General features: G+C 68.9%; 27 protein-coding genes. 10 read left to right on the top strand and 17 right to left on the bottom strand.

The window, feature by feature from the left end; all coding sequences use genetic code 11:
* Positions 1 to 87 precede the first annotated feature (87 nt).
* The 3 genes from SAZ01S_RS20905 to SAZ01S_RS20915 all read right to left on the bottom strand — a co-directional run bounded on the left by SAZ01S_RS20905 (position 88) and on the right by SAZ01S_RS20915 (position 2,614).
* The gene (locus tag SAZ01S_RS20905) at positions 88 to 561 is read right to left on the bottom strand and encodes a GFA family protein (RefSeq protein WP_084584213.1); all 474 of its coding nucleotides are present in this window, start codon (positions 559 to 561) and stop codon (positions 88 to 90) included.
* A complete protein-coding gene (sucC, locus tag SAZ01S_RS20910) occupies positions 558 to 1,757 on the bottom strand; it encodes an ADP-forming succinate--CoA ligase subunit beta (RefSeq protein WP_084584214.1) in 1,200 nt (399 codons plus the stop codon). Before sucC ends, SAZ01S_RS20905 begins: the two co-directional genes overlap by 4 nt.
* 401 nt (positions 1,758 to 2,158) lie before the next feature.
* Entirely contained in the window at positions 2,159 to 2,614 is a 456-nt protein-coding gene (locus tag SAZ01S_RS20915; RefSeq protein ID WP_084584216.1) for a peptidylprolyl isomerase, read from the bottom strand.
* A gap of 116 nt (positions 2,615 to 2,730) precedes the next feature.
* On the opposite strand from SAZ01S_RS20915, the gene mgtE reads away from it, so the two are divergent.
* Positions 2,731 to 4,134, top strand: a complete 1,404-nt coding sequence (gene mgtE / locus SAZ01S_RS20920; protein ID WP_084584217.1) for a magnesium transporter — start codon at positions 2,731 to 2,733, stop codon at positions 4,132 to 4,134.
* A gap of 37 nt (positions 4,135 to 4,171) precedes the next feature.
* Positions 4,172 to 4,573, top strand: coding sequence for a DUF1489 family protein (locus SAZ01S_RS20925; protein WP_084584219.1), 402 nt, complete (start codon positions 4,172 to 4,174; stop codon positions 4,571 to 4,573).
* Here SAZ01S_RS20925 and SAZ01S_RS20930 read toward each other — a convergent pair.
* The 4 genes from SAZ01S_RS20930 to tsaD form a co-directional block, all read right to left on the bottom strand.
* Positions 4,570 to 5,265, bottom strand: a complete 696-nt coding sequence (locus SAZ01S_RS20930; RefSeq protein WP_084584220.1) for a GntR family transcriptional regulator — start codon at positions 5,263 to 5,265, stop codon at positions 4,570 to 4,572. The two genes, SAZ01S_RS20925 and SAZ01S_RS20930, sit on opposite strands and share 4 nt — an antisense overlap.
* A gap of 49 nt (positions 5,266 to 5,314) precedes the next feature.
* Positions 5,315 to 6,403 (bottom strand): Rieske 2Fe-2S domain-containing protein, encoded by a 1,089-nt coding sequence (locus SAZ01S_RS20935; protein WP_084584253.1) that lies wholly within the window; start codon positions 6,401 to 6,403, stop codon positions 5,315 to 5,317.
* An 89-nt stretch (positions 6,404 to 6,492) separates the two neighbouring features.
* A complete protein-coding gene (locus SAZ01S_RS20940) occupies positions 6,493 to 7,479 on the bottom strand; it encodes an NAD(P)H-dependent glycerol-3-phosphate dehydrogenase (protein WP_084584222.1) in 987 nt (328 codons plus the stop codon).
* A complete protein-coding gene (tsaD, locus tag SAZ01S_RS20945; protein WP_084584223.1) occupies positions 7,476 to 8,501 on the bottom strand; it encodes a tRNA (adenosine(37)-N6)-threonylcarbamoyltransferase complex transferase subunit TsaD in 1,026 nt (341 codons plus the stop codon). Before tsaD ends, SAZ01S_RS20940 begins: the two co-directional genes overlap by 4 nt.
* A gap of 118 nt (positions 8,502 to 8,619) precedes the next feature.
* On the opposite strand from tsaD, the gene hemC reads away from it, so the two are divergent.
* From hemC to SAZ01S_RS20975, 6 genes are read left to right on the top strand one after another with little or no spacing between them, the layout of a single operon-like run.
* Complete coding sequence (hemC, locus tag SAZ01S_RS20950) at positions 8,620 to 9,525, top strand: hydroxymethylbilane synthase (RefSeq protein WP_084584225.1); 906 nt, start codon at positions 8,620 to 8,622, stop codon at positions 9,523 to 9,525.
* On the top strand, positions 9,522 to 10,184 hold the full coding sequence (locus SAZ01S_RS20955) for a uroporphyrinogen-III synthase (protein WP_084584226.1): 663 nt from the start codon (positions 9,522 to 9,524) through the stop codon (positions 10,182 to 10,184). The genes hemC and SAZ01S_RS20955 overlap by 4 nt, the downstream gene beginning before the upstream one ends.
* A 32-nt stretch (positions 10,185 to 10,216) precedes the next feature.
* Entirely contained in the window at positions 10,217 to 11,110 is an 894-nt protein-coding gene (locus SAZ01S_RS20960) for a hypothetical protein (protein WP_084584228.1), read from the top strand.
* Position 11,111: 1 nt separating this feature from the next.
* Positions 11,112 to 12,296 (top strand): acyl-CoA dehydrogenase, encoded by a 1,185-nt coding sequence (locus SAZ01S_RS20965; RefSeq protein ID WP_084584230.1) that lies wholly within the window; start codon positions 11,112 to 11,114, stop codon positions 12,294 to 12,296.
* Positions 12,296 to 12,808, top strand: a complete 513-nt coding sequence (locus SAZ01S_RS20970; RefSeq protein WP_084584232.1) for a GNAT family N-acetyltransferase — start codon at positions 12,296 to 12,298, stop codon at positions 12,806 to 12,808. Before SAZ01S_RS20965 ends, SAZ01S_RS20970 begins: the two co-directional genes overlap by 1 nt.
* The gene (locus SAZ01S_RS20975) at positions 12,805 to 13,923 is read left to right on the top strand and encodes a CaiB/BaiF CoA transferase family protein (RefSeq protein WP_084584233.1); all 1,119 of its coding nucleotides are present in this window, start codon (positions 12,805 to 12,807) and stop codon (positions 13,921 to 13,923) included. The genes SAZ01S_RS20970 and SAZ01S_RS20975 overlap by 4 nt, the downstream gene beginning before the upstream one ends.
* Here SAZ01S_RS20975 and SAZ01S_RS20980 read toward each other — a convergent pair.
* Positions 13,908 to 14,564, bottom strand: a complete 657-nt coding sequence (locus SAZ01S_RS20980; protein ID WP_084584235.1) for a COQ9 family protein — start codon at positions 14,562 to 14,564, stop codon at positions 13,908 to 13,910. The genes SAZ01S_RS20975 and SAZ01S_RS20980 overlap by 16 nt on opposite strands.
* Before the next feature lie 39 nt (positions 14,565 to 14,603).
* Complete coding sequence (locus SAZ01S_RS20985) at positions 14,604 to 15,509, bottom strand: DMT family transporter (RefSeq protein WP_084584236.1); 906 nt, start codon at positions 15,507 to 15,509, stop codon at positions 14,604 to 14,606.
* A 54-nt stretch (positions 15,510 to 15,563) separates the two neighbouring features.
* Between SAZ01S_RS20985 and SAZ01S_RS20990 the strand changes: the two genes are divergently transcribed.
* Complete coding sequence (locus SAZ01S_RS20990) at positions 15,564 to 16,679, top strand: alkene reductase (protein ID WP_084584238.1); 1,116 nt, start codon at positions 15,564 to 15,566, stop codon at positions 16,677 to 16,679.
* Here SAZ01S_RS20990 and SAZ01S_RS20995 read toward each other — a convergent pair.
* The 8 genes from SAZ01S_RS20995 to gltX form a co-directional block, all read right to left on the bottom strand.
* On the bottom strand, positions 16,667 to 17,155 hold the full coding sequence (locus tag SAZ01S_RS20995) for a hypothetical protein (RefSeq protein ID WP_245825086.1): 489 nt from the start codon (positions 17,153 to 17,155) through the stop codon (positions 16,667 to 16,669). The genes SAZ01S_RS20990 and SAZ01S_RS20995 overlap by 13 nt on opposite strands.
* 4 nt (positions 17,156 to 17,159) lie before the next feature.
* Positions 17,160 to 17,579, bottom strand: coding sequence for a 6,7-dimethyl-8-ribityllumazine synthase (ribH, locus tag SAZ01S_RS21000; protein ID WP_084584239.1), 420 nt, complete (start codon positions 17,577 to 17,579; stop codon positions 17,160 to 17,162).
* A complete protein-coding gene (gene ribB / locus SAZ01S_RS21005) occupies positions 17,579 to 18,715 on the bottom strand; it encodes a 3,4-dihydroxy-2-butanone-4-phosphate synthase (RefSeq protein WP_084584241.1) in 1,137 nt (378 codons plus the stop codon). The genes ribH and ribB overlap by 1 nt, the downstream gene beginning before the upstream one ends.
* On the bottom strand, positions 18,702 to 19,310 hold the full coding sequence (locus SAZ01S_RS21010; RefSeq protein ID WP_084584242.1) for a riboflavin synthase: 609 nt from the start codon (positions 19,308 to 19,310) through the stop codon (positions 18,702 to 18,704). The genes ribB and SAZ01S_RS21010 overlap by 14 nt, the downstream gene beginning before the upstream one ends.
* Positions 19,292 to 20,275 (bottom strand): bifunctional diaminohydroxyphosphoribosylaminopyrimidine deaminase/5-amino-6-(5-phosphoribosylamino)uracil reductase RibD, encoded by a 984-nt coding sequence (ribD, locus tag SAZ01S_RS21015; protein ID WP_439951243.1) that lies wholly within the window; start codon positions 20,273 to 20,275, stop codon positions 19,292 to 19,294. Before ribD ends, SAZ01S_RS21010 begins: the two co-directional genes overlap by 19 nt.
* The gene (locus SAZ01S_RS21020; protein WP_084584246.1) at positions 20,272 to 20,619 is read right to left on the bottom strand and encodes a hypothetical protein; all 348 of its coding nucleotides are present in this window, start codon (positions 20,617 to 20,619) and stop codon (positions 20,272 to 20,274) included. Before SAZ01S_RS21020 ends, ribD begins: the two co-directional genes overlap by 4 nt.
* A 73-nt stretch (positions 20,620 to 20,692) precedes the next feature.
* Positions 20,693 to 21,367 (bottom strand): energy transducer TonB, encoded by a 675-nt coding sequence (locus tag SAZ01S_RS21025; RefSeq protein ID WP_084584248.1) that lies wholly within the window; start codon positions 21,365 to 21,367, stop codon positions 20,693 to 20,695.
* 89 nt (positions 21,368 to 21,456) lie between these two features.
* On the bottom strand, positions 21,457 to 22,788 hold the full coding sequence (gene gltX, locus SAZ01S_RS21030) for a glutamate--tRNA ligase (RefSeq protein ID WP_084584249.1): 1,332 nt from the start codon (positions 22,786 to 22,788) through the stop codon (positions 21,457 to 21,459).
* Between the two features lie 117 nt (positions 22,789 to 22,905).
* Here gltX and SAZ01S_RS21035 point away from each other — a divergent pair, with 117 nt between their 5' ends.
* On the top strand, positions 22,906 to 23,841 hold the full coding sequence (locus tag SAZ01S_RS21035; protein WP_084584251.1) for a ribose-phosphate pyrophosphokinase: 936 nt from the start codon (positions 22,906 to 22,908) through the stop codon (positions 23,839 to 23,841).
* The last annotated feature ends 30 nt before the right edge of the window (positions 23,842 to 23,871 follow it).

A 23,871-nucleotide genomic window follows, 5' to 3' on the forward strand; every position in this document is an offset into this window, starting at 1 on the left:
ACGCTTGACCGGCACCAAGACCTTCATCGCATCCTTCCTGTCTGCCGGGGCTATCCCCCTGACAATTGGGTTACGTTTACGCGAACGTCAACCGCTCGCAAGCGATTCGGCGTACGCCTGCATCAGCGTGCCGAAGGATTCCGGGGGCGGAAATTTTGGATAGCTGTACGACGCGCCCGTCGCGGCCCAGGGCAGCGCTTCCTCGGTCCAGGTCTCGAGGAAGGGCGGGGCGGACATCGGCGTATCGAGCATCGTCGTGCGAATGTTGACGAAGGCATCGAGACCCTCGGGCCGGGTGAACAGCCAGCTCTTGCAATGGTCGCAGTGGAAATGCCGGGTGGCACCGTGGAGGCCGCCGAGTACCGGTTCGCCTTCCGTCACCGCGAACGCTTCCGCCGGGTAGAGCCCGCTCAGCGAAAAGGCGCTGGCGGTCATGTGCTGGCAGCCGGCGCAGTGGCAGGCCATGGTGACGAGCGCATCGCCCGTCACCCGGAACCGCACGCGGCCGCAGCGGCAGCCGCCCTCGACCGACTTGCCAGTCGGGGCGGCCGCGTCGCTCACGCGACCTTCTTCACCTCCGCCACGATCTTCTGGGCGGCATCGCCCAGATCGTTGGCGGGAACGATGGCGAGGCCCGAATTGGCCAAGATGTCCTTGCCCTGCTGCACGTTGGTGCCTTCGAGGCGGACGACCAGCGGCACCGCGAGGTTCACTTCCTTGGCGGCCGCGACGATGCCTTCCGCGATGATGTCGCAGCGCATGATGCCGCCGAAGATGTTGACCAGGATGCCCTTCACCGCCGGATCGCTCAGGATGATCTTGAACGCCGCGGTGACCTTCTCCTTGTTCGCGCCGCCGCCGACGTCGAGGAAGTTGGCCGGGAACATGCCGTTCAGCTTGATGATGTCCATCGTGGCCATCGCCAGGCCGGCGCCGTTGACCATGCAGCCGATGTCGCCGTCGAGCTTGATGTAGGCGAGGTCGTACTTCGACGCCTCGAGCTCCATCGGATCCTCTTCGGTCTCGTCGCGCAGTTCCATCAGGTCCTTGTGACGGAACATCGAGTTCGAATCGAAGCCGACCTTGGCGTCGAGCACCATCAGCTTGTTGTCTTCGGTGACCGCGAGCGGGTTGATCTCGATCTGCGAGGCGTCGGTGCCGAGGAAGGCGTTGTACACCTTGCCGGCCAGGCTCTGCGCCTGCTTGGCGAGATCGCCCTCGAGGCCGAGCGCCTTGGCGACGGCGCGGCCGTGGTGCGGCATGAAGCCGGTCGCGGGATCGACGTCGAAGGTGTGGATCTTCTCCGGCGTGTCATGCGCGACGGTTTCGATGTCCATGCCGCCTTCGGTCGAGACGACGAACGCGACTCGGCCAGTGGCGCGATCGACCAGCAGCGCGAGGTAGAATTCCTTGGCGATGTCGACGCCGTCGGTGACGTACAGACGGTTGACCTGCTTGCCGGCAGCGCCGGTCTGGATCGTCACCAGCGTGTTGCCGAGCATCTCGGTCGCGGCGTGGCGGACTTCGTCCTCGGTCTTGGCGAGGCGGACGCCGCCCTTGGCTTCGGCCGGCAGTTCCTTGAACTTGCCCTTGCCGCGGCCGCCGGCATGGATCTGCGCCTTCACGACATAGAGCGGCCCAGGCAGCTTCTTCGAGGCTTCGACGGCCTCCTCGACGCTCATCGCGGCAAAGCCGGCCGGCACGGGCACGCCGAATTTCGCGAGCAGTTCCTTGGCCTGATATTCGTGGATGTTCATGGGAGCAGTCCGCCTTTTCAAGGGAACGGGGAAAGGATCGCGCCCGCCTAAGCACAGCGCGCGCGTGAAATCCACCCTTTTAGGGATTATTGCGATTGCGAATGGTTTGCAATATGGGCGTCATCCGGATGGAGCGCGGAGTCCTAGGCGCGGTGAGCTTACCATCTTGTGAAGCGGAGACGGGTGCATTCCCTCGTCACACCATCGTCATTCCCGCGAAGGCGGGAATCCATTTGCCAGGACGCTGGGGACAGGAGCCCATGATTCAGCGCCAATGGATCCCCGCCTTCGCGGCGATGACGGGGAGTGGGGAGGGTGGCGGTACAATCCCCCGCGGGCCTCATCGCGCGACCGCCGCGCCAGCCCCTCCCGCCTCAGCGAAGCGGGAGGGAGAACACGCATCACGCCTCGGTGCGGGCCTTGACGATCTTGCCCGGGTTCGCCGGCGGCTCGCCCTTGGGCAGCGCGTCGACATGCTCCATGCCTTCGACCACTTCGCCCCACACGGTGTACTGGCCGTCGAGGAAGCTCGCATCGTCGAGGCAGATGAAGAACTGCGAGTTGGCGCTGTTCGGGTTCATCGTGCGCGCCATCGAGCAGACGCCGCGGGCGTGGCGCTCCTTGGAGAATTCCTGCGCGAGGTCCGGCTTGTCCGAACCGCCCATACCGGTGCCCGAAGGATCGCCGCCCTGCGCCATGAAGCCGTCGATCACGCGGTGGAACACCACGCCGTCGTAAAAGCCTTCGTCGGCGAGGCCGGCGATGCGCGCGACATGGTTCGGCGCGAGATCGGGGCGGAGGCGGATGCGGACGTCGCCGGTATCGAGCGTGAGTACGAGCGTAGTGGGTTCGGCCATGGGGCACCTCTTCTCTAAAACTGCAGCGAAGCCCTAGGCGGTGCGCTGCCGACTTGCAAATCCGCGCTGGGGATGGCAGCGCCCCCGCCAGGGGCCGCAGCACGGAAGGTCGGACGGTGAGCGAGACCGAACTGCACGAAGAGGCCGCAGCGCCCGAAAGCCAGCTCGACGAGGACGATCGGCTCAAGCCCGAATTCGTCAGCGCGGTGCTCGAGGCGGTGGACGAAGGCGACAACGAGGCGGCGCATGCGCTGGTCGCGCCGCTTCACCCGGCCGACATCGCCGACCTGATCGAGCTGGTCCCCTCCGAACAGCGCGCCGACGTCGTCACCGCCATCTCCGACCTGATCGACGGCGACGTGCTCGCCGAGATGAACGACTGGGTGCGCGAGGCGCTGGTCGATGCGCTCGAGCCGCACCAGGTGGCGGACCTCGCCGCCGAGCTCGATACCGACGACGCCGTCGCGATCATCGAGGACATGGATGTCGAGGACCAGCGCGAGGTGCTCCGCGCGCTCGACCCCGACGACCGCGCGGCGATCGAGGAAGCGCTGTCCTTCCCGGAGGAAACCGCCGGCCGCCTGATGCAGCGCGAGCTGATCGCGGTGCCCGAGCATTGGACCGTCGGCGACGTGCTCGACTATCTGCGCGGCAATGACGAGCTGACCACCGATTTCTGGGAAATCTTCGTCGTCGATCCGTCGCACAAGCCGATCGGCACCTGCGAGCTTTCCTGGATCCTGCGCACGCCGCGCGGCATCACGATCAGCGATGTAATGAAGCGCGAGCAGACGCTGATCCCGGTCGACATGGACCAGGAGGAAGTGGCGCTGCGCTTCCAGAAATATGCGCTGATCTCCGCTGCGGTGGTCGATGCCAGCGGCCGGCTGGTCGGCATGATCACGGTGGACGACGTGGTCCACATCATCTCGCAGGAAGCCGGCGAGGACATTCTCCGCCTGTCGGGTGCCGGCGAGGGCGACATCAACGAGCCGGTGCTGCTCACCGTCAAGACGCGGCTGACCTGGCTGTTCGTCAATCTCGGTACCGCGATACTGGCCGCGTCGGTGGTCGGGCTGTTCCAGGGCGAGATCGCCAAGTTCGCGCTGCTCGCGGTGCTGATGCCAATCGTCTCGGGCATGGGCGGTAATGCCGGCACCCAGACGCTGGCGGTGGTGGTCCGCGCGATCGCGACCAACCAGCTGACCGAATCGAACACGCTGCGGATGATCCTGCGCGAGCTGCGCATCGCCGCCGCCAATGGTGCGTCGCTGGGCGTGGCGATCGGCGCGGGGACCATGCTGATCTATGGCATCCCCTGGCTCGCGGCGGTGATCGCGATGGCGATGGTGATCAACAACCTGATCGCGGGGCTCTCCGGCGTGCTGATCCCGGTGACGCTCGATCGGCTGCGCGTCGATCCCGCCGTCTCCTCGGCGGTGTTCGTCACGATGATGACCGACGTGATGGGCTTCTTCTCGTTCCTCGGCCTCGCGACGCTGGTGGGGCTGGGCGGCTGACTTGATCGCGGGCGCCGGATTGCCCAAATCGGCCGGCGTGCCACTCCATCTCACCAAGGTCGCCTTTGCCTGCGACAGCGTCGATTTCCTGCGATCCCGACTGGAGGCGCGCGCCGCGCTCGGCGGCGTTGCGCTCACCACGCGCTATCTGCCCAAGCGGCATGAAGAGATTGTCGGCGGCTCGCTGTTCTGGATCCTCAAGCACCAGCTGGTCGGGCGCTCGCCGATTCTCGGCTTTGGCGAGGCCGAGGGCGGCCGCACCGCGATTCTGCTCGCGCCGGAGCTGGTGCTGGTCCAGGCGCGGCCCAAGCGTGCGCATCAGGGCTGGCGCTATCTCGAAGCGGCCGATGCACCGCCGGACCTTGGCGATCTGGAGGGCGGCGCGGACGAGCTGCCGCCGTCGCTGATGGGCGAACTGGCCGGGCTGGGGCTGCTCTAGCGTTCGGCGTCCAGCATACGGAACGCGCGGCGATTGGCAATCGCGACGGCGGCGTGGTCGCGCATCAGCTGCTCGGCCTGATCGGCATCGCCGGCGCGGATCGCCGCGAACACCGCGCGATGCTCGTCATGGGCCTTCAGCAGATGGTGATATTCGCCTTCGAGATCGTCCCAGTCGAGCGCCAGCGCCGCCGCCGAGGCGAAGGGCAGATGGTTGTTCCGTCCCAGCGCCAGCGCGATCGAGGGGTTGCCGCTCGCTACGATCAGCAGGTCGTGAAAGGCGATATTGTAGCGGTAGAAGCCATCGAGATCGCTATCGACCAGATGCCCCTTGGCGAACAGCGCGTCCCCTTCGGCCAGGATTGCTTCGAGGTCGGCTGCCTCGGCCAGTGTCAGCCCGCGATCGGCGACGCGCCGCGCCGCCAGCCCCTCCAGCACGCCGCGCACTTCGATCGCGCCGGCGATCGCGGCGGCGTCCATCGTCCGCGGGGTATAGCCGCGCGCGCCGAGCTTCACGACAAGCCCCTCATGCTCCAGGGCGCGCAGCGCCGTGCGCACCGGCATGCGCGAGACGCCCAGCGCCTCCGCGGTGGGAATCTCGGCGATCCGGTCCCCGGGCTTGATCGTGCCGTCGGCGATCATCCGGCGGAGCGCGACCAGCACCTGCTGGCCCGGCTTGGCAGGCTTTTCCATCGCCGGCGCTTAAAGCATCGCGCAGGCATGCCGCCAAGAGGGCAGCAGGTTAGGCGGCGGCGTCGACCGCCGGTGCCTGCTCCGCTGCGATCGCGCGGTCGATCATCAACCGCGAGCGCACGCCGCCGGCATCGATGTTGAGCTTCATCAGCTTGCGCTCCGGATAGCGCAGGAGATTCGCCTGCTGCCGCTCGAGCATCTCCAGATCCTCGCCGAAGATCTTGCCCTGGCCGGTGCGGATCGTGTCGGTGAGCGCTGCATCCGCCACCGCGAAGCGCCGCGCCATGCCCCAGAAATAATGGTGCGAGGTCTCGCTCTCGGGCGTGATGAAGTCGACGACGATGCTGGAGGCCTTCCAGCGATCCTCGGCGTGATAGCCGCCCTTGCCGGAAAGCGCGACGCCCACTTCGATCAGCACATGGCTGGGCAGGGTGAAGCGGCAGATCTGCCAGCGGTCGACCGCCTCGCCGTCCGGCAGACCGGCGCCGCGCAGCGCCATCTTCCAGAAGGGCGGCGCTTCGATCCCGTCCATGAAGCGACGGGTGACGACCTGCTCGCCTTCGATCAGCGTCTCGACCGGCGCCTCGTCGATTTCCTTCTGGCCGATGCTCGTGCTGTGGACATAGGTCTCATGGGTAAGGTCCATGAGGTTGTCGATCATCAGCCGATAGTCGCACCGGATGTGGTAATAGCCACCGCCATAGGCCCACTCGGGGCTCTCCGCCCATTCGAGATGGTGGAGCCCGGCCGGATCGGCGGTCTCGGCCTCGCCGGGCCAGACCCAGAGGAAGCCATAGCGCTCGATCACCGCGAAGCGTCGGATGCCGGTGAAGCGGTCGACCGTCTGCCCCGGCATCGACGTGGCGCGGCCGGCGCAGCCCATCACCAGCCCGTGATAGCCGCACACCAGTTCCCCGTCGCGGACGAAGCCGAGCGACAGCGGTGCGCCGCGGTGCGGGCAGAAATCCTCAAGCGCGACCGCCTGCCCGTCCGAACCGCGGAAGAACACCATGGGCGTCCCGCAGATCGTGCGGCCGAGCGGGCGATCGGCGAGTTCGTCGGCTGCCGCGGCCACGTACCAGGCGTGGAGCGGCCAGGGCGCGGTCTTTGCCTGGCTGTCGTCTAGGGACCGAATCATGCGCCTCTCCATCGGCCGCGCCATGCGGCTCTATTGGATCCAATAGAGCCATGGGTCGCCTCCGATGTCAACCGCGCAGGCGGTCCGGATCAGTCGCCGGGCAGCCCTTCCGCCTTGAGCGGCCGGCTGAGCAAGGCCTCGACCACCGCGCCCACCGGCGCCCCTTCGAGCAGCGCGTTGACTGCCGCGGTCACCGGCATGTCAACGTCGGCTTCCGCTGCCGCCTCGCGCAGCACCGGCGCGGTGAAGGCGCCTTCGGCCACCGTCTTGCGATCGGCCAGCAGCTCGGCGGCGCTGCGGCCCTGGCCGAGCCCGACACCGAGCGAGAAATTGCGCGAATTGGTCGAGGAGCAGGTGAGGACGAGGTCACCCAACCCCGACAAGCCCGTCAGCGTTTCCGCCTGCGCGCCGCGGGCGAGACCGAAGCGGGTCATTTCGGCAAAGCCGCGGGCGATCAGCGCGGCGCGGGCGTTGAGGCCCAGGCCGGCGCCTTCCACCACCCCGCAGGCGATGGCGAGCACGTTCTTCACCGCGCCGCCGATCTCGGCGCCGATCACGTCGGCCGAGGCATAGGGGCGGAAGGCGGGTGCGCCGATCCGGTCGATCAGCCGGGTGCGCAGATCGGCATCCTCGCAGGCGAGCGTGACCGCGGTCGGCTTTCCGGCGGCGACCTCGTGCGCGAAGGTGGGGCCGGAAAGCACTGCGATCGGCGCATGGGGCGCCACACTGCGCGCCACTTCGCCGACGAGCAGCCGCGTGCCGGCCTCTATCCCCTTGGCGCACAGCACCAGCGGCGTGGTGCCCACCGCCGCTTCGGCCAGCACCGCGCGGACATGCTGCGCGGGCGCGACCACCAGCAGCGCGTCGCAGCCGGCAAGATCGCCCAGGCTGCCGGTCGCGCGGATGCTGGCGGAGAGCGGCACGCCGGCGAGGAACTGGCGGTTCTCCTGGACGGCGTTGATGCTTTCCACCACCTCGGGCTCGCGCGCCCAGAGCAGCACCGGCGCGCCGTCGCGGGCCGCTACCTGAGCGAGTGCGGTGCCCCAGGCGCCGCCGCCGATTACGCCGATGTTCATGCCTTCACTCCCGCGCCGCGTACCTTTTCCGCATCGGGGTCGAGCGGCCAGCGGGCACGCGCCGGCGTGTCGAGCGGATCGGTCAGCCCCTGGGCGAAGCGCTCGGCGCCGGCCCAGGCGATCATCGCGGCATTGTCGGTGCACAGCCACAGCGGCGGGGCGACGAAGCGCAGGCCATGCGCGGCCGCGAGCGCCTCCAGCGCCCCGCGCACCGTCCTGTTGGCGGCGACGCCCCCGGCGACAACCAGCGCGGTCGGCTGCACCCCGGCCAGCGCGCGGCGGGTGCGGTCGACCAGGCAGTCGACCACCGCCTGCTGGAACGAGGCAGCGAGGTCCTCGGCGCTATAATCGTTCACCGCGCGGGCGACCGCGCTCTTGAGCCCCGCAAAGGAGAAGTGCGGCTCGCCCGAGCCGACCAGCGGGCGCGGCAGCGGCACCGCCCTGGGGTTCCCCCGCTCGGCTGCCTTCTCGACCGCCGGGCCGCCGGGGAAGCCGAGGCCGAGCAGCTTGGCGGTCTTGTCGAACGCCTCGCCCGCGGCATCGTCGATCGTCGTGGCGAGCCGGCGATAGCGGCTGACCCCTTCCACCAGCAGCAGTTGGCAATGCCCGCCCGAGACGAGCAGCAGCAGATAGGGAAACTCCAGGCTCTGGTCGCCGAGGCGGGGGGACAGCGCATGGCCCTCCAGGTGATTGACCGCGACCAGCGGCTTGTTCGCCGCCAGCGCGAGTGCCTTGCCGGTGACGAGGCCGACCATCACCCCGCCGATCAGCCCGGGCCCGGCCGTGGCGGCGATCGCGTCGACCTGGTCGAGCGTCACCCCGGCCTCCGCCAGCGCAGCCTCGACCAGCGGGCCCAGCATTTCCACATGCGCGCGCGCGGCGATTTCGGGGACGACGCCGCCATAGGGGCGGTGCGCCTCTTCCTGGCGCGCGAGCTTGTGCGCGCGGATCGTGCCGTCGCTTGTCACCAGGGCCGCCGCAGTTTCGTCGCAGCTCGATTCAAGTCCGAGGATGAGTGCCATGACCCTCATCTAAGCCGCTTGGCGGCAGGGTCCAGAGGCGCGCCCGGATTCGCGCGGTCCAAGGCTCCGCAAAGTCACCCATTGCCCTCGCCCATGCGCGACCCTAGCACCTTGGCCCATGACTGCATTCCGGATCGGCACGCGCGGATCGCCGCTCGCCCTCACCCAGGCCCAGATGGTTCGCGATGCGCTGCAGGCGGCGCACGGGATCGAGGGCGAGATCGTCGTCGTCCGCACCACCGGCGACAAGGTGCAGGATCGTCCGCTCGCCGAGATCGGCGGCAAGGCGCTGTGGACCAAGGAGCTGGATCGCGCGCTGCTGGCAGGCGAGATCGACTGCGCGGTGCATTCGATGAAGGATGTCGAGACGATCCGCCCCGAGGCCATTGTCATCGCCGCGATGCTGCCGCGGGCCGATGTGCGCGACCGGCTGGTCGGCGCCGAATCGCTTGCCGCGCTCCGGCCCGGTGCGGTGCTCGGCACCGCCTCGCCGCGCCGCGCCGCCCAGGTGAAGCGGCACCGGCCCGATATCGCCACCGTGCTGTTCCGCGGCAATGTCGACACCCGGCTCGCCAAGCTGGCGGCGGGGGAGGCGGACGCGACCCTGCTCGCGTCGGCGGGGCTCGACCGGCTCGGCCGGCATGATATCGGGCATGTCCTTCCCACCAACGTGATGCTGCCTGCGCCGGCGCAGGGCGCCGTCGGGATCGAGGCGCGCGCCGGCGATACGCGCATGCTGGGACTGCTGGCGGCGATCGACCACCCGAGGACCCGCGCCTGCGTGCTGGCAGAACGCGCGCTGCTCGCCGCGCTGATGGCCGATTGCCACTCGCCGGTCGCGGCGCTCGCGACGATCGAGGGCGCGATCCTGACGATCGAGGCCGAACTCTATGCCGCGGACGGTAGCGCGCATGTCCATGGCATGATCGAAGGCGCGCCCGAGGATGCGATGCTGCCGGCAACGCTCGCCCGCGACCTGCTCGACCGCGCGCCAGAGGCGGTGCGCGCGCTGTTCGCCGGATGAGCCGCCCGATCGCGGTGCTCCGGCCCGAGCCCGGCAACCGCATCACCGCCGCGGCGATCGAAGGTCGCGGCCGGACCGCGATCCGGCTGCCGTTGTTCGCGACGCGGCCGCTCGACTGGACGCTCCCCGATGCAGCCGCGTTCGATGCGCTGATCCTTACCAGCGCCAACGCCGTGCGGCTGGCGGGCGACGGGCTTGCCGCGCTGCGCGGGCTGCCGGTCCATGCCGTTGGCGAGGCGACCGCTTCGGCCGCGCGCCGCGCGCATCTCGACGTGGTCGCGGTGGGCGAGGCGGGGGCGGCGCCGCTCGTCGAGCAAGCGGCCGCGGCGGGGGTGCGGTGCGCCCTGCACCTGGCGGGTCGCGAGCGGACGCTGGAGGCGGGCGGCATCGTCGCTGCGGTTGTGCCCGTTTATGCAAGCGAAGCGCTGCCGGTCTCGGCGACCGAGATCGCCGCGCTGGCGGGGAGCGTCGCTCTCATTCAGTCCGCGCGTGCAGGCGCCCGGCTGGCCGAGCTCGTCGCCGATCCCGGCGCGATGCGCCTTGCCGCGATCAGCGAGGCGGCAGCGGCGGCGGCGGGCAGCGGGTGGCGGGTGACCGCGATCGCGCCTCGCCCCGATACCGAAGCGGTGATCGACACCGCCATCGCGCTCGCCGATTGACCCGCGCGGCCCACGCGGCGAAAAGGGCGCCCATGAGCGACGAGCCCCTGGCGCCCGAGCCGGTCCGAACCCTGAGTCCGCGCCGTACCCGAATGATTCCCGCCGGGCTTGGCTTCCTCGCCGGCATCGCGCTGACGGCGGGGGCGATCGAACTCGCCGGGCCGCATCTGGCGAGCTCCCCGGCCGGCACCGCCAAGCCGTCCGCCGCCCCGACGCCGACCGTCGAACCGCTGAAGATGCCGCCGCCGGTGCTGCCGCCCGCCACCGACGTCGCCACGCTCGACGCCCGCGAGAGCGCGCTCGCCGCCCGGCTCGACGCGCTGGAGGTGCAGCTGCGCGAGGCGGATGCGAGCGCGCGCAATGCGGCGCAATATTCCACCCAGGCCGAGCGGCTGATGGTCGCCGCCGCGGTGCGCCGCGCTGTCGAGCGCGGCCAGCCGCTGGGCAGCCTGGAGCAGCAGCTCCGCGCCCGGTTCGGCGAGCGGCATCCGCAGGCGGTCGGCGCGATCGTCGCCGCGGCTGCTGATCCGCTGACGATCGAGGATCTCCGCATCGCGCTCGACACGATCGCGCCGCGGCTCGGCACCGGACCGGACGACAGCCTGTGGGTGCGCTTCCGCGCCTTTGTCGGCGACCTGTTCGTGCTCCACGAGGCCGGCATGCCCAGCCCGCGTCCGGCCGAGCGCCTGCGCCGCGCCCGCAGCGCGCTGGCCGCCGGCAATGTCGAGACCGCGATCGCCGAAGTGGCGCACATGCCCGGCGCTTCCGTGGCGGAGGGCTGGACCAGCGCCGCCACGCGCTATGTCAACGCGCGCAAGGCTTTGGACGAAATAGAGAAGGCGGCCGCTGCAACGCCGCCCAAACCCCCGGTCGTGGCGCCGGCACCCGCCCCCGCCCCGGCACCGGAGACACCGAGGAACGACTGAAATGGCAGAAATGGGCCGGTTCGACTGGCAGGATCCGTTCGGGCTCGACGGCGAGCTGACCGACGAAGAGCGGATGGTGCGCGACGCCGCACGCGATTACGCGCAGGGCGAGCTGCTCCCGCGCGTCACCTCCGCCTATCTGGAGGAACGCTTCGACCGCGAGATCATGGCCGAGATGGGCACGCTGGGCCTGCTCGGCCCGACGATCCCCGAAACCTATGGCGGCGCCGGGCTCGGCTATGTCGCCTATGGCCTGGTCGCGCGCGAAGTGGAGCGGGTCGATTCGGGCTATCGCTCGGCAATGAGCGTGCAGAGCTCACTCGTCATGCACCCGATCCATGCCTATGGCAGCGAAGAGCAGCGGCGGAAGTACCTGCCCAAGCTGGCGAGCGGCGAATGGGTCGGCTGCTTCGGCCTCACCGAGCCGGATGCGGGCTCCGATCCCGCCGGCATGCGCACGCGCGCCGAGAAGATCGACGGCGGCTACCGGATCACCGGCGCCAAGATGTGGATCACCAATTCGCCGATCGCCGATGTGTTCGTCGTCTGGGCGAAGAGCGACGCGCATGACGGCGCGATCCGCGGCTTCGTGCTGGAGCGGGGCATGAAGGGCCTGACCAGCCCCAAGATCGAGGGCAAGCTGAGCTTGCGCGCCTCGGTGACCGGCGAGATCGTGATGGACGGGGTGGAAGTCGGCGAAGACGCGCTGCTCCCCAACGTCCAGGGGCTGAAGGGCCCGTTCGGCTGCCTCAACCGCGCGCGCTACGGCATCGCCTGGGGCACGATGGGCGCGGCCGAGGCGTGCTTCCATGCCGCGCGGCAATATACGCTGGATCGCCACCAGTTCGGCCGGCCGCTCGCCGCGACGCAGCTGGTGCAGCTCAAGCTCGCCAATATGGAGACCGAGATCGCGCTCGGGCTGCAGGCGGCGCTCCGCTGCGGGCGGATGTTCGATGCCGGCACGCTCAGCCCCGAGGCGATCAGCATCATCAAGCGCAACAATTGCGGCAAGGCGCTGGAAATCGCCCGGATCGCGCGCGACATGCACGGCGGCAACGGCATTTCGGCCGAATTCCATGTGATCCGCCACGCGATCAACCTCGAGACGGTGAACACCTATGAGGGCACGCACGACGTGCACGGGCTGATCCTCGGCCGGGCGATCACCGGCATCGCGGCGTTCTGATGGATCTGCAGCCGGTTCTTCTCGGCACCACGGTCGAGCTGCGGCCGACGGTGCCGGAGGACTGGGAGGCGCTGTACGCAGCCGCGTCCGATCCGCTGATCTGGGAGGTGCATCCGGAGCCGAATCGCTGGCAGGAGGCTGCCTTCCGGACCTATTTCGAGCGGGCGCTCGAAAGCCGCGGCAGCCTCACGATCCGCGATCGCGAGACCCAGGCGGTGATCGGCGCCAGCCGCTACGTATACCCCGACCCGGTGCGCGACGAGATCGAGATCGGCTTCACCTTTCTCGTCCGCAGCCGCTGGGGCGGCGGCTGCAACCGCGAGGTCAAGCAGCTGATGCTCGATCATATCCACCGCTATGTCGGCGCGGCGGTGTTCGCCGTCGGCCGCGACAATGTTCGCTCGCGGCGCGCGATGGAGAAGATCGGCGGGGTGTTGCAGGACGGGCGGCACGAGCGCGGCAACGGCCAGTGGCTTGCCGACCACGTCTTCTACCGGATCGCCCGCCCGTGAAGCCGCTCGCCGGCATCAAGGTCGTCGAGCTTGCCCGCATCCTTGCCGGGCCCTGGTGCGGGCAGCTGCTCGCGGACCTTGGCGCCGAGGTGGTCAAGGTCGAGCGACCAGGGGCGGGGGACGATACTCGCCATTGGGGCCCGCCCTTCCTCCTCGATGCCGAGGGCGCGAACCGCGATGCCGCCTATTTCCACGCCTGCAACCGGGGCAAGACCAGTGTCGGCATCGACATTGCCACGCCCGAGGGCCAGGCGGCGACCAAGGCGCTGATCGCCGGGGCCGATGTGGTGATCGAGAACTACAAGGTCGGCGGGCTGGTGAAATACGGGCTCGACGCCGCCAGCCTGCGTGCTGACAATCCGCGGCTGATCGTCTGCTCGATCACCGGCTTCGGCCAGACCGGGCCCTATGCAGCCCGCGCCGGCTATGACTTCATCATCCAGGGGATGGGCGGCGCGATGAGCCTCACCGGCGAGCCCGACGGCGCGCCGCAAAAGTCGGGGGTCGCCTATGCCGATATCTTCACCGGCGTCTATTCGGCCGTCGCGATCCTCGCCGCGCTGCGTCGACGGGACGTGGAGGGCGTGGGCGCGCATATCGACATGGCGCTGCTCGACACCCAGGTGGCGGTGCTCGCCAACCAGGCGCTCAACTGGATGGCGAGCGGCAGGGTGCCGCACCGTATGGGCAACGGGCATGCGAATCTGGTGCCCTACCAGGCCTTTGCCTGCCGCGACGGCGAGCTGATCGTGGCGGTGGGCAATGATTCGCAGTTCGCGAAGCTGTGCGCGATCCTCGGTCTCGATCTGGCGACGGATGCCCGTTTCGCCACCAACCCGGCGCGGGTGACCAATCGCGATGCGCTGATCCCGCAGCTCGCCCGCGCGATCCTCGATTGGGCCAAGGCGGACCTGTACGAGGCGCTGGAGGCGCAGGGTGTGCCGGCGGGGCCGATCAACCGCGTCGACGAGGTGTTCGCTGATCCGCAGGTGATCGCCCGCGGCATGGCGATCGTGCGCGACGGGCTGCCGGGCCTCGCCAGCCCGATCACGATCGACGGCGAACGCATGGTGGCGGACCGGGCAAGCCCGGCGCGGCCTCAGATCGCCGGGTAGCGCAGGCGGCCAATGAAGCGCGAGAGGCTCGGCCGGTTGGTCGTGCGGCTCACAAACCCGGCCTTGGCCTTTTCGAACCGCATTATGCCCTCGATCCGCCGCGCGAGGAAGGCGCGGGTGTCCGCCCACTCCTCGCTCTCGTCCTGCACGAACACGGCGATGGTCGCGGCATAGACGCTGCCGAGTGTCATCCGCTTGGTGTAATGGTTATAGTCGGTGGCGGTGTCGCCCGCCGCGCGCCACATCGCGTCCGCCGCGCGCCAGCCGAGCTTGCTGGCCCGGCCCAAATTTTGCGGCATGGCAAGGATCGCCAACGCCCGGCGCAGCGCGTCGCGATAGGGGGCGAGCAGTGCCAGACGCGCCTCGACCAGCGCGGTGATGCGCGCGCGGATCTTCATCCCCGCCAGCGTCTCGGGCGAAAGCGCGTCGAGCATCGCCCGGTCGATATGCGCGAACCAGGCGTCGATCATCGCCAGCGGGCCGTCCGAAAAGGCGAGTCGCGCCACATCGCGGTCGACCCCCATGCCGTCGCCGGTGGCGTCGAGCGCGCGCTGGTTCCAGCCGTCAAAGGCGGCGTTGGCGGCAAGCGACGGCGCAAGCGCCGCGCGCAGTTCGTCGAGGGTGGCGTCGGCGAGATCCATGGGCCTGATCTAGGCGCGAAGCCGCGCCCCGGCAACTGCCTACCCCTTGGGCCGTACCGCCCCTTGTCGGACCAGCACCAGCGCGGCGGCGACCAGCACCGCGCCGAACAGGTCGGCGGTGCCGAGCCGCTCGCCGAAGATGATCCAACCGAGCGCCGCGCCCACCGCAGGCTGCACCAGCAGCGCGATGCCGATCACCAGCGGCGAGAGATGGCCGAGCGCATAGATCATGCAGCCCTGCCCGATCAGCTGGCTGACGATGGCGAGCGCCAGCAGCGGCCACCAGAGGTGCGGCACGATCTGCTCGCCCATCGCCAGCGCAATCACCAGCAGCGGCGGGATGGTGGCGAGCGAGGACAGGGCCAGCGCCGGCACCGGGCCGAGCGACGTCCGCACCCGCGCCATCAGGGCGAAATAGACCGCGTAGAACACGCCGGCGGCGAGGCAGAACAGGTCGCCCGCCAGATGCCGTGAGGAAAGCTCGGCCGAGCGCCCGAGCAGCAGCGCGCCGCCGATCGCCGCCAGTAGCAGCGCCGCGCCCTGCATCCTGCTCGGCCAGGCGCGCGCGACGACGAAGCCGTAGATCGGGAAGATCAGCGAGGCCGAATTGCCGAACAGGGTGGAGTTGGCGAGCGTGGTGCGGACGATGCCGACATGCCAGCTGGCGAGGTCCAGCGCGAACACCACGCCGGCGATGCTGAGGATCCACCAGCGCCCGCGGGCCAGCGCGAGTGGCTTTTCGCCCATCGCCGTCGCCGCGGCGAACAGGATCGGCGTCGCGATGATCAGCCGCCAGAACGCCGCCGACACCGGCCCCACATCCGCAATCCGCACGAACAGGGGGCCCGTCGCCAGCGCGGCGTTTGCGACCAGCGCTGCAACGAGCGCGGTCGCAACATGGCTTCGTGCCGGGGAAGATTTTGTTGTCGGTGCGTTGCGCTGCATGGCGCCCTGTAGCGTCCTATCTGTGCGAAGTCACAAGCTGCAAAGGGAATTTCAATGCCCAGCCTGTTCGATCCGATTCAGCTCGGCGCGATCCACGCCGCCAATCGCGTGTGGATGTCGCCGCTCACCCGCGGCCGTTCGACGCGCGGCCATGTGCCGACGCCGGTGATGGTCGACTATTACCGCCAGCGCGCCAGCGCGGGCCTGATCATCACCGAGGCGACCGGCATCAGCCAGCAGGGGCTCGGCTGGGCCTATGCGCCCGGGATCTGGAGCGACGAGCAGGTCGAGGCGTGGAAGCCGGTCACCGCGGCCGTCCACGAAGCCGGCGGCAAGATCGTCTCCCAGCTCTGGCACATGGGCCGGCTGGTCCATTCGGACTTCCTTGGCGGCGAACCGCCGGTTTCCGCCTCGGCGACGACTGCACCCGGCGAGGTGCGCACCTATCCGGCGGAGGAAGCCGGCGAGATCAAGCGCCCTTATACCCAGGCCCGCCCGCTGCGCGTCGACGAGATCCCCGGCATCCTCGACGACTATGCACGCGCGGCCGAAAACGCGATCCGCGCCGGGTTCGACGGGGTGCAGATCCACGCCGCCAATGGCTATCTGATCGACCAGTTCCTGCGCGACAATGCGAACTTCCGCGAGGATGAATATGGCGGGTCGATCGAGAACCGCATCCGCTTGCTCCGCGAGGTGAGCCAGCGCGTCGTCGACACGATCGGCGCCGGTCGCACCGGCGTGCGCCTTTCGCCCAATGGCGAGGTGCAGGGCGTCAACGACAGCAACCCGGCGCCCCTCTTCGAAGCGGCGGCCGCCGCGCTCGACGATATCGGCGTTGCGTTCCTCGAAATGCGCGAGCCGCGTCCGGGCGGCAGCCGAGGCGAGCCTGACCAGCCGCCGGTGCATCCGGTGATGCGGAAAGTGTATCGCGGCGTACTGGCGCTCAATTCGGACTATGATGCGGTGAATGCCCAGGCGGCGCTGGACGCGGGCGAAGCCGATGCGATCGCGTTCGGCCGCACCTTCCTCGCCAATCCGGACCTGCCGCGCCGCCTGCGCGAGGGGCTACCGCTCAATCCGCAGCGCGAGCAGTTCTTCTATATCGGCGGGGCGGAGGGCTATACCGACTATCCGACCGCGGACGAACTGGCGCTTCAGTCGGCCTGATCGAACCCGTCGATCCAGCGGGTGCTGGCCTCGCGGAGACGCGCGCGCGTTTTCGCGGGGGCCAGCACCGCTGCAAGCGTGAAGGGGAACCAGGGCCAGAACAGGAAGCTGCCCGTCACCAGCAGCGCGATCAGGATCGCACCGGCGAAGCGCAGCGTCGCCAGCCGCGAATGGGCGGCATAGTTGAGCTTTATCGTGCGCGGTGCCTTGGCGTCGAACCAGCTGCGCGTGACGAAGCTGTCCGGTGTGGCCTTCGGACGTTGAATTCCGAACCGCCAAGCCTGCCCACCCCTTCCGCTTGCGGGAGGGGATGGGGGAGGGGCTGACCGCAGTCCGCGCCGCTTTGGGCTGCCCTCCCCTCCCGCAAGCGGAAGGGGCGATTTGGTGGGGGACACCTCGCGCCCTGTGGCGCGGTCGACCACGACCAGCCGCCGTCCCCGCTCTTCCACTCGGTAGCGGGACGGCGGCATGTCCATGGGATCAGCCGAACTTGGCCTTGAGCGCCAGCATCGCCAGCGCTGCCTTGGCGGCCTCGCCGCCCTTGTCCTTCTGCGCAGGGTCGGCGCGGACCAGTGCCTGCGCCTCGTTCTCGACCGTCAGGATGCCGTTGCCGATCGCGACCCCGTCCATCGACAGCGCCATCAGCCCGCGCGCGCTTTCGCCCGCGACGATCTCGAAATGATAGGTCTCGCCGCGGATCACCACGCCGATCGCGACGAACGCATCGTAGCGGCCGCTGTCCGCTGCCAGCGCGACCGCGCCCGGAATCTCCAGCGCGCCCGGCACGGTGATCACCTCGGCCTTGTGGCCCGCCGCTTCGATCGCGGCCTTGGCGCCGGCGATCAGCATGTCGTTGAGATGCTCGTAGAAGCGGGCTTCGACGATGAGGATGTTGGCCATTATTGCTCCGGATCGATGGGACGTTCGCCGACGATCGACAGGCCATAGCCGTCGAGCCCGATCAGCGTGTGATGGGTGTTGGAGAGCAGGATCATGTCCTGCACGCCGAGTTCGGTAAGGATGGTCGCGCCGACACCGTAATCGCGCAGCTCGTCCATCGCCTTGGGCGGGATCGCGCCGCTGCGGGTCTGCAGCGCCAGCGTGAAGGCGTCGGGCCGCGGCCGGTTGATCACGACGATCACGCCGGCGCCTTCGGCACCGATGATCTCCATCGAGCGCCGCAGCAGCCGGCCGCGCGTGCCGCCCTCGCCGAACAGATCGGCAAAGGGCGAGAGCGCATGCATCCGCACCAAGGTCGGCTTGCTCGGATCGATCTTGCCCTTGACCAGCGCGATCTGCTCGCTGCCGGTCGCCTTGTTCCAGAAGGTGAGTGCGCGCCACTCGCCGCCCCATTCGCTGGTGAAGCTCGCCTCGGCGCGCTGCTCGACGAGATGGTCGTGGCGCCGGCGATAGGCGATCAGGTCGCGGATCGTGCCGATCTTGAGGTTGTGGAGCTGGGCGAAGCCAACGAGATCGTCGAGCCGCGCCATTGTCCCGTCGTCCTTCATGATCTCGCAGATCACGCCGGCGGGGTTGAGTCCGGCGAGACGGGCGACGTCCACCGCCGCCTCGGTATGGCCGGCGCGGACCAGCACGCCGCCGTCGCGCGCGACCAGGGGGAAGACATGGCCCGGCGTCACGATGTCGGCGCGATCCTTGGTGCCGTCGATCGCCACCGAGATGGTGCGGGCACGATCGGCGGCGGAGATGCCGGTGGTCACGCCTTCCTTCGCCTCGATCGAGACGGTGAAGGCGGTTTCGTGCCGGGTGCCGTTGGCGCGGCTCATCAGCTCGAGCCCGAGCTGGTCGACGCGCGTCTTGGTCATGGCGAGGCAGATCAGGCCGCGGCCATATTTTGCCATGAAGTTGATCGCGTCGGGCGTCGCCATCTGGGCGGGGATGACCAGATCGCCCTCATTCTCGCGATCCTCGTCGTCGACCAGGATGAACATCCGGCCGTTGCGGGCCTCGTCGATCAGTTCCTCGGGCGAGGAGAGGAAGCCGTGCTTGAGCGCGGCGAGTTCAGCCTTTGGCACGCAATGCCTCCATGCGCTGGAGATAGCGCGCCAGCACGTCGATCTCCAGATTGACCGCCTGGCCGGGCTTCAGCGACCCGAAGGTCGTCACCGCGGCGGTGTGGGGAATGATGTTGAGGTGGAATTCGACGCCTTCCGCGGTGTCTTCCACCCCGTTGACGGTCAGCGACACGCCGTCGACGGTGATCGAGCCCTTGGGCGCAACGTACGGGGCGATCTCCGGCCCCGCCGCGATCACGACATGGTGCGAACCGTCGATCGCCTCGACCAGCTTCACCCGGCCGATGCCGTCGACATGGCCCGTGACGATGTGCCCGCCCAGCTCGTCGCCCAGGCGCAGCGCGCGCTCGAGGTTGAGCTTGCGGCCGGCGGTCCACTGGTCGTCGGCGGTGCGCGAGACGGTCTCGCCCGACACGTCGAAGTCGAGCCAGCCGGGGCCCTTGTCGACCACCGTCAGGCACACGCCCGAACAGGCGACCGAGGCGCCAAGGTCGATCTCATGGGTGGGATAGGCCGTCGACACGCGTACGCGCAGGTCGCCCTGGCGCGTTACCGCGTCGATCGTGCCGACATCGCTTACGATTCCGGTGAACATGCGTTTCGCTCGTAGACCTCGAACCGATCGCTGCCAAGCATGCGAGAGTCCAGCAGGCGCCAGCGATCATGCGCCTCGGACAATGCGGCGAGGCCGAATGCCTCGATCGCGGGTTTGCCGCCGCCAAGCAGAATCGGCGCACGGTAGAGCATGAGCCGGTCGACCAGATCGGCGCGGAGGAATGCGGTTGCCGCCTTGGCCCCACCTTCCACGATCAGCGTGTCGATGCCGGTGAGGTGGCGGATATCGGCAATGTCGGCAATCCGCTCCCAGCCCGGCGGGGTGGGGCCGGTGGAGGAAAGCAGGATGCGGCGTGGCGCGCGATCGGCGAGGCCGGGCAGGCGCACGTCGAGCTTCGGTGTGTCGGCAAGGAAGGTGCCGCGGCCGACCAGGATGCCGTCGTGCCGGGCGCGCTCGAGATGTACATGGGCGCGGGCCTGGGGACCGGTGATCCACTTGCTCTCGCCGGTGGAGAGCGCGATTCGTCCGTCGAGCGAGGTCGCGAGCTTGAGGGTGACGTGGGGCCGGCCCCTGGCGAGGCGGGTCAGGAAGCCTGCCATGCTGCGCCGGGCTTCGGTTGCCATCAGGCCGGATTCGACGGCGATGCCGGCCTCCTCCAGCCGGGCAAAGCCGCTGCCGTCGGTGCGCGGATCGGGATCGCGCAGCGCGGCGACGACACGGGCGACGCCAGCCGCGACCAGCAGATCGGCGCAGGCCGGGCCGCGCGGCGAGACATGCGCGCAGGGCTCGAGCGTGACATAGGCCGTGGCACCGCGCGCGGCTTCGCCCGCCTCCGCCAGCGCCATCGCCTCGGCATGCGGACGCCCGCCGGGCTGTGTCCAGCCGCGGCCGATAATGCGGCCTTGGCGGACCAGCACACAGCCGACATTGGGATTGGGGGCCGTCCGCCCCTTTCCGCGCTCGGCGAGGCCGAGCGCTCCCGCCATCCAGCGCGCGTCGTTCAAATCCCGTGCTTCTTCAGCCAGTCGTCGTACTTCTTGAATTCGGCCTGGCGCTTTTTCTGGCGCTCCTGGAAGGCGGCTTCCTCTGCCTGGCGCTTGGCCTCGTCGACCTTCTGCTTCTCGCGGATCTCCGCTTCGGTGCGCGTGATCGGCCAGCTGTCCACATAGATGATGTTCTTCTTGTACGGCACCGGCACGTGCGAATCCTTCACGAACACCACGATGACGCCAAAGGTGACGACCAGCGCGAGGATCATGAACCAGAGTTCGTGCTTCTTGCGCGTCGCCAGATAACCGCGGAGGTCGCGCAGCGCCCTGAGTGGCGAGATGTACTTGAGGAAGGTCATCGGTGGCCGAAGATAGGGACGCGGGGGCTCCAGGGCCAGCCCCCGCGTCCACGCCGCTGCAATCGGAGGGCGATCAGCGGGCGTCTTCGATCCGGAACCGGACAGTCATCGTCTTCCAGCTTTCCTCAGGCACGCCACCGCGCGTCGCGGCACGGAAGCGCCATTTGCCCAGCGCCTGGCGCTTGGTGACCGCGAAGAAGGCGTCGCTGGTCGCGCTCACCGGCTCCACCGCCTTTACCCGACCATCGGTGCCGATCAGCACGCGGATGGTGACGAGCCCGTCGCGCTGGGCGCGGATTTCCTGGGAGGGATATTCGGGCTGGAAATCCTGCGCAAAGCGCGGATCGGTGCTGGCGCCGATCAGGGCCGGGACAGCCCTGGGCGGATCGGCGACCACGGGCGGCCCGGCGTCGACCGGCTTGACGTACGGGAGCGGCGGATCGGCGATGACGGTGGTGGACTCGATCCGGTTGTCAGAGGGATGGGAAATCACGGGGTCCGGGATCGTCGGCAGGGGCTGGGTCGGCGTGACGACCTTTTCCAGCTTCGGCTTCGGCTGATCCTCGGGCGGCGGCGGGGGCACGTCTTTCACGTCGACCGGGTGCATCACGATCGGGTCGTCCCGGAGCACCAGGACATTGGGCGCCATGAAGAGCATCCCTGCGATGATCGCGCCATTGATGGCCAGCGCGGCGCCGAAGCTGACCGAGCGCGGTGCACTGGCATGATAACGACTATCGGCATGCATGACTTGCAATCCTTCTCCAACACCGGTCTATGAACGCCGGATGAAGGTGATGGTACAACGTTACATATGTAGCGTAAAGATGAAACGGCTCAGCCCGTGGCGAGCCGTTCCAGCGCACGATCCTTGCCGATCAGCGGCAGCAGCGCCGCCATGTCCGGGCCATGGTCGCGGCCGGTGAGCGCACGGCGGAGCGGCAGGAACAGCGGCTTGCCCTTGCGCCCGGTGGTGGCCTTCAGCGCGTCGGTGAGCGCGCGCCACGGGTCCCCCGACCAGTCCAGATCCATCGCAAGCGCATGGGCCCGGGCGAGGAAGTCGCGGTCCTCGGCGTCGACCGGCGGGGCGGCGATCGGGCCTTCGACCACTGCCCACCAGTCGCCAGCCTCGGCAATGGTGTTGAGGTTCGGGCGGATCGCCTCCCAGCCGGCCGCGTCGATTCCCGAGGGCAGGCGGTCGGCGACCGCATCATGGTCGAGCTGGTGGACGATGCGCGCGTTGAGCTGGGCCAGCTCTGCCTCGTCGAACCGCGCCGGCGCGCGGCCGAAGCGGCCGAAATCGAACGTCGCGATCAGCGGCGCGGGATCGACAAAGGGCTCGACGGGGTCGCTGGTGCCGAGCCGGGCGAGCAGCGCGATCAGTGCCTGCGGCTCGATGCCGGCCGCACGGAAATGGTCGATGCCCAGCGAGCCGAGCCGCTTCGACAGCTTGCCCTCGGCGCCGGTGAGCAGCGCCTCGTGCGCGAAGCCCGGCACTGCGCCGCCCAGCGCGGTGAACATCTGGATCTGGCTCGCGGTGTTCGAGACATGGTCCTCGCCGCGGACGACATGGGTGACGCCCATGTCGATATCGTCGATCACGCTCGGCAGCAGATAGAGCCAGGAGCCGTCGGCGCGGCGCACCACCGGATCGCTGAGCAGCCTCGCCTCGAAACGCTGCGGCCCGCGCACCAGATCGTCCCAGACGATCGCCTCGTCATGGTCGAGCCGGAAGCGCCAGTGCGGTCGGATGCCCTCCGCCTCCAATTTTGCGCGATCTTCGTCGGTCAGGGCCAGCGCGGCGCGGTCATAGACCGGCGGCAGGCCGCGGCCGAGCAGCACCTTGCGCTTGAGCTCCAGCTCCTGCGCGGTCTCATAGGCGGGATAGACCCGGCCATCGGCGACAAGCTGGGCGAATCGCGCCTCGTAGCGATCGAATCGCGCCGACTGCCGTTCCTCGGCATCGGGGATCAGGCCCATCCAGGCGAGATCGGCGCGGATCGCGTCGACAAATCGTTCTTCGGAGCGAACGGCATCGGTATCGTCGATCCGCAGCAGGAAGGTGCCGCCATGGCGACGCGCGAACAGCCAGTTATGCAGCGCGGTCCGCAGGTTGCCGACATGCAGCGTGCCGGTGGGGCTGGGGGCGAAACGGGTAACGACGGTCATACCCGCGGCCTAGGCTGGCACAGCCAAAGCGGCAATGCCTCTTTGCGTCACGGAAACGTCGCACTAAAGGGCGCGGGCATCGGGATCACGCGAAGCGGCACGGGAGGCCACGCACCTATGAAACTCATGGCCGGCAATTCGAACCTGCCGCTGGCGAGCGCCATCGCCGAATATCTCGAAATTCCGCTGACCAAGGCGAATGTCCGCCGCTTCGCCGACGAGGAAATCTTCGTCGAGATCCTCGAGAATGTCCGCGGCGAGGACGTGTTCGTGCTCCAGTCGACCAGCTATCCGGCGAACGACAACCTCATGGAGCTGCTGATCATGATCGACGCGCTGCGCCGCGCGTCGGCCAAGCGGATCACCGCGGTGCTCCCCTATTTCGGCTATGCCCGCCAGGACCGGAAGCCGGGACCGCGCACGCCGATCTCGGCCAAGCTGGTCGCCAACCTGATCACCACCGCCGGTGCCAACCGCGTGCTTTCGGTCGATCTCCACGCCGGGCAGATCCAGGGTTTCTTCGACATCCCGACCGACAATCTGTTCGCCGCACCGGTGATGTCGGCCGACATCCAGACGCGCTTCATCGACAAGCAGTGGATGGTGGTCTCGCCCGACGTCGGCGGCGTGGTCCGCGCCCGCCAGCTCGCCAAGCGGCTCGACAACGCCCCGCTCGCGATCGTCGACAAGCGCCGCGAGCGTCCGGGTGAGTCGGAAGTGATGAACATCATCGGCGAGGTGAAGGGCCGCTTCTGCATCCTGATCGACGATATCGTCGATTCGGCCGGCACCCTCTGCAACGCCGCCGCCGCGCTCAAGGCGGCGGGGGCCGAGGATGTGGTCGCGTACTGCACCCATGGCGTGCTCTCGGGCGCGGCGATGGCGCGCGTCGCCAAGTCCGAGCTGCGCGAGCTGGTGATCACCGATTCGATCGGCAACCACGACGTGGTCGCCGCCGGCGAGAAGGTCCGCCACCTGACCATCGCGCCGCTGATCGCCGAGGCGATCCGCCGCATCGCCGACGAAAGCTCGGTGTCGAGCCTGTTCGACTGAATCCTTCTTTTTAAGCCCCTCCTCCTTGGA

Origin of the sequence: Sphingomonas azotifigens NBRC 15497, from assembly GCF_002091475.1 — a bacterium.
GTDB lineage: Bacteria > Pseudomonadota > Alphaproteobacteria > Sphingomonadales > Sphingomonadaceae > Sphingomonas > Sphingomonas azotifigens.